The sequence below is a fragment of the Chloroflexota bacterium genome (assembly GCA_014360805.1).
GTDB lineage: Bacteria > Chloroflexota > Anaerolineae > DTLA01 > DTLA01 > DTLA01.
In genome coordinates, this window is sequence record JACIWU010000108.1 from 1 (window position 1) to 8,097 (window position 8,097).

An 8,097-nucleotide genomic window follows, 5' to 3' on the forward strand; every position below is an offset into this window, starting at 1 on the left:
CAAGAAAATCCACCCCCTCCTGTACCGCCCGTTCGATGTGCGCTACATCTTCTACCACGAAGCCGTCATTGAGCGCCCCCGCCCCGAAGTCATGCGCCACATGCTGGCCGGGGAGAATTTGGGGCTACTGGTCATGCGTCAGGTCTCTCTTGATGAAGATTACACTCATGCCCTGATTACGTCTCACATTGTTGACAATCGCGTCTTTGCCAGCGCCAAGGGTATTGCCTTAGTATGCCCCCTCTACCTCTACCCCTCCCCTGAAACGCCGGACATGTTCCACCAGGAGCGCCGACCCAACCTGGCCGAAGACCTGCTGCCCAAACTGAGCGCCGCCTACGGCTTCACCCCCGCGCCGGAAGAGGTGCTGGCCTACCTCTACGCCGTCTTCTACAGCCCCACCTACCGCCAGAAGTACGCCCAGGAACTGCGCACCGACTTCCCGCGCGTTCCCTTCACCGCCGACGCCGACGTCTTCCGCCAGATGGCCTCCCTGGGCCGCCAACTGATGGATCTGCACCTGCTGCGCAGCCCCGCCCTCGCCACGCCGCTGGTCAAATACCAGGGCCAGGGCAGCGACATGGTAGAAAAGGTGCGTTACGATGCCCAAACCCAGCGCGTGTACATCAACGCCGACAAGTATTTTGAGGGCATCACCCCCGAGATGTGGGAATACCAAATCGGCGGCTACCAGGTGCTGGCGAAATACTTGAAAGACCGCAAAGGCCGTCGTCTGGATGACCCGGTGCGCTATATCCACATCGCCACCGCCATTGCCCGCACCATGGACATCCAGCAGCAGATTGACGACATCTACCCGCAGGTGGAAAGCGCGGTCTTGCCCTAGGTCGCTGCGTGCGGGGGCGTACCGCGTAGGGACGACGCATGCGCCGTCCCTACAGGCGGCCTCGCGGACAAACCCATCATCCTCCGCGCCCTCGGTGCCCTCGGCGGTGAAAACCGGCCCCCTCAGCCCGCGAACCGACGCGAATAGCCGTGATGGGACGGACCCCTAGCCGGGGCGCCGGTTTCAGTTTGGAGCCAACTCGTGGTAGAATAGCGCGCGAAAAATCTTCGTCTTATGAGGAGAATGCACATGGCCGATGATGTTGTGTATATGCCCGTGGAAGTCATTGAGAGTTTCATGATGGACGTGTTCCAGGCGCTGGGCGTGCCCCCCGACGAGGCGCGCATCTGCACCGATGTGCTCATCGCCTCGGACCTGCGCGGGATTGAATCGCACGGCGTGGGCCGGCTGAAGTACTACTACGACCGCATCAAGGCGGGCGTCCAGCGCACGCAGACGCAGTTTGAAGTCGTCAAGGAGACCGAAACGACGGCGCTGGTGGACGGCCACCACGGGATGGGCCATGTCATCGCCTACCGCGCCATGCGCCTGGCGATGGACAAGGCCCGGCGCTACGGCCTGGGCGCGGTGGCCGTGCGCAACAGCACGCACTTCGGCATCGCGGGCTACTATCCGCTCATGGCTGCCGCCGAGGGGATGATGGGCTTCACGGTTACCAACGCGCGCCCGGCCATCGCCCCCACCTTCGGCACCGAGCCGATGCTGGGGACCAACCCCATCGCCTTCGCCGCGCCGTCGGACATGCCGTTCCCGTTCTGCTTTGACGGCGCGACACCCATCACGCAGCGCGGCAAGATTGAGGTGCTGGCCCGCGCCGAGAAGCCCGTCCCCGAGGGGTGGCTGATTGACGCCGAGGGCAAGCCTGCCACCGACCCCCACAAGATTCTGAAAGACCTGGACAAAGGCCTGGCGGCGTTCCTGCCTCTGGGCGGCCAGGGCGAAATGTACGGCGGGCACAAGGGCTACGGCCTGGCCACCATGGTGGAAGTGCTGTGCGCGTCGCTCAGCGAGGGGGCTTTCCTGCGCGACCTCCTGGGCTACGCCCCCGACGGCTCGCGCCGCCCGTACATGGTTGGGCATTTCTTCCTGGCGATTGACATTGAGCATTTCATCCCGCTGGAGGTGTCGCGGCGCATCACGGGCCAGATCATGCGCGACCTGCAGAATTCGCGCAAGGAACCTGGCCGCGACCGCATCTACGTGGCGGGCGAGAAAGAATGGGAGATGGAGAAGGTGGTGCGGCAGCGGGGCGTCCCCGTGAATCCCAACCTGCGGCGCGAGTTGGAGATCATGCGCGACGAGTTGCAGATACGCGGCTACGAGGCGTATTTTTAGGCCGGGGCCTCCGCTCTCGCCGCGCGTTGACGGTCGTCGGGTGATCCGGTAGAATGGTTGGCGGAGGCCTTTACAGTGAAAGCACACCTATGGACATTCCGGATATAATTGACTGCATTCGCACCGGACGGATACGCATCACAGACCATGCGGATGAAGAAGCCCAGGCGGATAGTCTATCGTTTGAGGAGATCTTCTTCAGCGTGCTGCGGGGCGAGGTCATTGAAGACTATCCCAACAGTAAGCCCTACCCAAGTTGCCTGGTCTTTGGGGAGAGTTTCCGAGGCTAGCCAGTGCACAGTGTATGGGCATACAACCCGAATACGAAATGGGCAGTGTTGGTTACGGTCTACCGTCCTGATCCCGAGCGATGGATCAACTGGCGAACAAGGAGAGGGAAATGAAACCCTTTGACAGGTGTCCGGTCTGCGGGGGCGAATTGATTGAAAAAGAGGTAGAAAAATTACTCAAGGGCGGCGTGCACACGGCGGTGGTCAAGGTGCGCGCAGAGGTGTGCCTGCGATGCGGCGAACGGCTCTACGACGCGGAGACCGTGCGGCGATTTGAGCAGATCCGACGGAAGTTGGAGAGACAGGAGGTCGCAGACTTTGAGCCGATGGGGCGAGCCTTTCGGGTTTCGTAGGGGCCAGGTCGTGGAATGAGGCCCTGAGGTCTGTGAATGCCCGCGCTTGGCCTGCCATTCCAGGCCACGGACATTATCACCGCGAACCCACGCGGCTTCCCTATCCACAGCAACGCGACCTTGCACGAATGGTCAGAAGGGTATCATGGTGAGGCGCGGAGCCCCAGAAGCCATCCCCCAACCCCGCTCGGAGATTGCTTCACCCTTTTTGGATAAGGCGTGCGCGCACCCTGCGCTGAACACGCCAAGCCCACATTCGCATCCGTTCGCAGTTATGTAGCCCGTCGCGCCTTTCGCAAGTCTTGTGTCCCCCGTTTGCAGTTACCTATCTTTTTCATGTCCATCCCCTTGTCTCCCTACTTGACCTCCGTGCGCTTCTTCGGCTAGAATGCGGGCATAGAAGCCCCGCACACCAACGCGAAGGAGACGACACGCATGGAAACCAAGCCAGGCGCGCAAATCAGCACAAGGGCCTTCCTGCAATCGGTGGTCATCCTCTTGATCCTGATGGTGGCGGCGGGCGTGTTGACCCGCGTGCTGCCCGCGGGCGCGTACCAGCGGACGCTGGAATCCGGGCGCGAAATGCTGGTGCCCGATTCGTTCCAGTTCACCGCGCGCCCCGACTACCCCATCTGGCGATGGTTCACCGCGCCCGTAGAGGTGCTGTGGGCGCCGGGCAGCATCGTCGTCATCATGATCATCGTGTTCATCCTCATGGTGGGCGGCGCGTTCGCCGTGCTGGATGCCAGCGGCATCTTGCGGGCAGGCATTGCCAAGATCGTGCAGTGGGCCGGCGGACGCAAGTATCTGCTCTTGGTCAGCGTCTCGTTTTTCTTCATGGCGCTGGGCGCCTTCTTCGGCATCTTTGAGGAAGTCGTCCCGCTGGTGCCCGTGATGCTCGCCCTGTCGTTCTACCTCGGCTGGGATTCGCTGGTGGGCCTGGGCATGAGCATCCTGGCCACCAACATGGGGTTCTCGGCGGCCATCACCAACCCATTCACCATCGGCGTCGCGCAGAAGATCGCCGAGTTGCCGCTGTTCTCGGGGGCATGGCTTCGTGTCCTCATCTTCCTGTGCCTGTACGCGCTGCTGGCCGTATTCCTCGTGCGATACGCCAGAAAGGTGGAGCGCAAGCCCGAAGCGTCGCTGGTGTACCGCGAAGACCAGGCCGAACGCGCGCGCTTCGCTGCTTCGGGGGTGGACTTTTCCGCTGCCGCGCCCGGGCTGGGCAAGGCGACCGCATGGTTCGGCGTCTGCGTGCTTCTCATCGTGCTGACGCTGGTGGCTGGGCCGTTCGTCCCCGCTCTGTCGGATTTCGCTCTGCCGCTGGTGGGCCTGCTGTTCCTCGTCGGCGGCGTGGGCGCGGGGCTAATCGCGCAGGAGGACAAGAGGGCGGTATGGAAGGCCCTCGCCCAGGGCATCGGCGGCATCGCCCCGGGCATCGTGCTCATCCTGATGGCCGTGAGCATCAAGCACATCGTCGTCAGCGGCGGGGTGATGGACACCATCTTGCACTACGCCGCGCGCCCGTTCACCCAGACCAGCCCTGCGCTGGCCGCGCTGGCTATCTACGCGCTGGCGCTGGTGATGGAAGTTTTCGTGGCATCCGGTTCGGCCAAAGCCTTCCTGATGATGCCGATTCTCATCCCGCTGGCCGATCTCGTCGGCGTAACCCGACAGGTGACCGTAACGGCCTACTGCTTCGGCGACGGCTTCTCCAACCTGATGTATCCCACCAACCCGGTGCTCCTCATCGTGCTCGGCCTCACGGCGGTTACCTACGCCAAGTGGCTGCGATGGTCGCTGAGGTTGTGGGTCTGGGTAATTCTGGCGACGGCGGCGTTCCTGATCATCGGCACGGCCATCGGCTACGGGCCGTTCTAGCCATCGCGGGCGTGCCGCCTCACGAGAATGAAAGGAGGGACGAACACAACCATGTCTACCCAAACGGAATGGCTCATCACCCGCGCCCGCGTGGCGACGCTGGGGGCGCAACCGCAACTGATAGACGACGGCGCGCTGCTCATCCAGGGCGACCGCATCGCCGCCATCGGCTCCACTGCTGAACTGACCGCGCGATTCCCGCACGCCGAACGCTGGGATGCGGGCGGCCAACTCGTGATGCCCGCCGCCATCTGCGCACACACGCATTTCTACGGGGCCTTCGCCCGCGGGATGGCGATCCCGGGCGACCCCGCCGCAAACTTCCCGCAGATTCTGGAGCGCCTGTGGTGGCGGCTGGACAAGGCACTGACACTGGAGGACGTGCGCTACTCGGCGCTGGTGTGCCTGGTGGACGCCGTCAAGCACGGCACGACGACACTCATTGACCATCACGCCAGCCCCAACGCCATTGACGGCTCGCTGGATGTCATCGCCGAGGCGGCGCAACAGGCCGGCGTCCGCGTCAGCCTGTGCTACGAGGTTACCGACCGCGACGGCCCCGACCGCGCCCAGGCGGGCATTGCCGAGAACGTCCGCTTTGCGAGGTCGTTGCGCGCACGCCCTAACCCGCTGCTGGCCGCGGCATTCGGGCTTCACGCTTCGCTAACGCTGTCGGACGAGACGCTGGCCGACTGTGTGGCCGCAAACCGTGACTTGGGCCTGGGCTTCCACGTCCACGTGGCCGAGGACATCGCCGACCAGGAGGACTCGCTGCGCAAGTCGGGCAAGCGCGTCGTCCACCGCCTGCGCGACGCGGGCATCCTCGGCCCCAAGACGCTCGCCTGCCACTGCGTCCACGTGGACGACGGCGAGATCGCCGCCCTGGCCGAGACCGGCACGTGGGTTACGCATCAGCCGCGTTCCAACATGAACAACGCGGTGGGCGTCGCGCAGGTGGAGAAGATGCTCCGTGCCGGCGTCAACGTGGCGCTGGGCAACGATGGGTTCTCCAACCAGATGTTCGCGGAGATGAAAACGGCCTACCTGGTGCACAAACTCGCGCAGCGCGACCCCCGCGCCATGCCGGGCGACCTGGTGTTCCGCATCGCCTACGCGGACAACGCCCGCCTGGCCCGCGTCTTCTGGCCGGATACGACGCTGGGCGAGTTGAGCGTGGGCGCGAGCGCCGACCTGGTGTTTGTGGACTATCACCCCACGACGCCGCTCACGGCGGGCAACCTGCCGTGGCATGTGCTGTTCGGCGTGGAGGCGTCGGCCATCACGGCGACGGTCTGCGCGGGGCGGGTGCTCATGCGCGACCGCAAACTCCTGACGGTGGACGAGGAGGCCATCACCGCCCGCTCGCGCGAACTGGCGGCCCGGGCGTGGACGCGCGTGTAGTTGGCCGGCCGTGGGGAAAGGGCATTTCACCGCCGAGGACACGCGCCCCTCACCCTAGCCCTCTCCCAGTGGGAGAGGGGACGACACACGTCCGCCCGACGCGGAGGCATCGGGCTGATAGAGCGAAGCCCTGCGGGCTGGCGTTAGCCCCGAAGGGGCTTCGCGCCCTTAGCGCGGGGGTTCAGCCCCGCGCGGCGGCTTTCGCGCCCTTTCGTGTCTTTCGCGATCCAAACGTGCCCAACGCGCGGGGGAGGCATCCCTCACCCTAGCCCTCTGCTGGCGAGCGAGGGAACGGCACACGCCCGTTTCCCCTTCTCGCCCCGCAGGCAGGGCGAGAAGGGGGCCAGGGGGATGCGGGGGGTAACCCTCGTGGCTATGCGCGAATGCGAAAGCGCGAGAAACTCGGAGAGAACCCGAGAGACCGCCCGAAATACGTTCCCTGCAACCGTTCTCATTTCGCGGCCCACTCTGGCTGCTTCCCGCGATTTGACAGCGCCCTTCTAGAAGAGTAGACTCTGCGAATGCAATGTGCAATGCTTTGTGCATAGCATTGTGCATTGCAAATCTACGTCGCGAGACAACGAGGAGGCCTGTCATGGGAAAAGTGCGCGTCGCCATCATCGGCGTGGGGAACTGCGCATCGTCGCTCGTGCAGGGCGTGGAGTTCTACAAGAACGCCGCCGAGGATGACACGGTGCCCGGCCTGATGCACGTCCGCCTGGGCGACTATCACGTCGGCGACATTGAGTTCAGCGCCGCCTTTGACATTGACGCCAACAAGGTCGGCAAAGACCTGTCCGAGGCCATCTTCACCAAGCCCAATAACACCTACAAGTTCGCCGATGTCCCCCACCTGGGCGTGCCCGTCCACCGAGGGATGACCCACGACGGCCTGGGCCGCTACCTGTCCCAGGTCATCCGCAAGGCTCCCGGCTCCACCGACGACATTGTGGGCATCCTGCGCGACACGCACACCGATGTGGTGGTAAGTTACCTGCCGGTTGGCAGCGAGATGGCCACCAAGTGGTACGTGGAGCAGATTCTGGACGCCGGCTGCGCGTTCGTGAACTGCGTCCCCGTGTTCATCGCCCGCGAGGGCTACTGGCAGAAGCGATTTGAGGAGCGCGGCCTGCCCATCATCGGCGACGACATCAAGTCGCAGGTGGGCGCCACCATCGTGCATCGCGTGCTCACCCGCCTGTTCGGCGACCGCGGCGTGCGCCTGGACCGCACCTACCAACTCAACTTCGGCGGCAACACCGACTTTCTCAACATGCTGGAGCGCGAGCGCCTGGAGTCCAAGAAAATCTCCAAGACCAACGCCGTAACCAGCCAGTTAGACTTCAACCTGCCGCCGGAAGATGTGCACGTGGGCCCCAGCGATTACGTCCCCTGGCTGGCCGACCGCAAGTTCTGCTACATCCGCATGGAGGGGACCACGTTCGGCAACGTGCCGCTGAACCTGGAACTCAAACTGGAGGTGTGGGACTCTCCGAATTCTGCGGGCGTGGTGATTGACGCGGTCCGATGCGCCAAGATCGCTCTGGATCGGGGCCTCAAGGGCGCGCTGGTCGGGCCGTCGGCCTACTTCATGAAGTCCCCGCCGGTGCAGTACCGCGACGACGAAGCCCGCGCCATGGTAGAAGCCTTCATCCGAGGGCAGGAAGCCTAGGCGCCAAGCGGTGTCCCTCACCCTGGCTCGGCGCGTGTTAGCCCGACGCTGAAGCATCGGGCTGGAGGGGCGAAGCCCTGCGGGCTGGCCCAGCCCTGAAGGGGCTTGGTTCGTTCCGCGCGGGGGTTCAGCCCCGCGCGGGCGTGCTGACCTCACCCCCTCGTTCCCCCTCTCCGCCAGCGGTTCAGGGGCGGACAGGCAGGGGGAGGGGATCTTTTCAGAAAGCAAATAATGTGGCATGATGTCCCCCACAACCCCACACAAGGCGAAAGGAGACATCATGCCACGGACTGA

At 64.2% G+C, this 8,097-nt stretch carries 6 protein-coding genes and 1 pseudogene; all 7 read left to right on the plus strand.

Translation table 11 applies throughout. The features are described from left to right. On the plus strand, positions 1-847 hold an 847-nt coding region (locus tag H5T65_13095; GenBank protein ID MBC7260166.1), incomplete at its 5' end, for a DNA methyltransferase. Between the two features lie 249 nt (positions 848-1,096). After that, positions 1,097-2,203: an Ldh family oxidoreductase gene (locus tag H5T65_13100; GenBank protein MBC7260167.1), complete on the plus strand. Its 1,107-nt coding sequence runs from the start codon at positions 1,097-1,099 to the stop codon at positions 2,201-2,203. 89 nt (positions 2,204-2,292) lie between these two features. Beyond that, a pseudogene (locus H5T65_13105) lies at positions 2,293-2,607 on the plus strand (DUF4258 domain-containing protein). Next, on the plus strand, positions 2,604-2,846 hold the full coding sequence (locus H5T65_13110; protein ID MBC7260168.1) for a YgiT-type zinc finger protein: 243 nt from the start codon (positions 2,604-2,606) through the stop codon (positions 2,844-2,846). Before H5T65_13105 ends, H5T65_13110 begins: the two are co-directional and overlap by 4 nt. Before the next feature lie 435 nt (positions 2,847-3,281). Continuing rightward, positions 3,282-4,730, plus strand: coding sequence for a YfcC family protein (locus tag H5T65_13115; GenBank protein ID MBC7260169.1), 1,449 nt, complete (start codon positions 3,282-3,284; stop codon positions 4,728-4,730). 51 nt (positions 4,731-4,781) lie between these two features. Next, positions 4,782-6,131, plus strand: coding sequence for a putative aminohydrolase SsnA (gene ssnA / locus H5T65_13120; protein ID MBC7260170.1), 1,350 nt, complete (start codon positions 4,782-4,784; stop codon positions 6,129-6,131). Between the two features lie 595 nt (positions 6,132-6,726). After that, the gene (locus H5T65_13125; protein ID MBC7260171.1) at positions 6,727-7,803 is read left to right on the plus strand and encodes an inositol-3-phosphate synthase; all 1,077 of its coding nucleotides are present in this window, start codon (positions 6,727-6,729) and stop codon (positions 7,801-7,803) included. The last annotated feature ends 294 nt before the right edge of the window (positions 7,804-8,097 follow it).

Excerpts from the sequence above, each read along its gene's own strand:
- H5T65_13100 (MBC7260167.1), top strand. The coding sequence starts at position 1,097 with ATGGCCGATGATGTTGTGTATATGCCCGTGGAAGTCATTGAGAGTTTC.
- ssnA (MBC7260170.1), top strand. The coding sequence starts at position 4,782 with ATGTCTACCCAAACGGAATGGCTCATCACCCGCGCCCGCGTGGCGACG.
- H5T65_13125 (MBC7260171.1), top strand. The coding sequence starts at position 6,727 with ATGGGAAAAGTGCGCGTCGCCATCATCGGCGTGGGGAACTGCGCATCG.
- H5T65_13110 (MBC7260168.1), top strand. The coding sequence starts at position 2,604 with ATGAAACCCTTTGACAGGTGTCCGGTCTGCGGGGGCGAATTGATTGAA.
- H5T65_13115 (MBC7260169.1), top strand. The coding sequence starts at position 3,282 with ATGGAAACCAAGCCAGGCGCGCAAATCAGCACAAGGGCCTTCCTGCAA.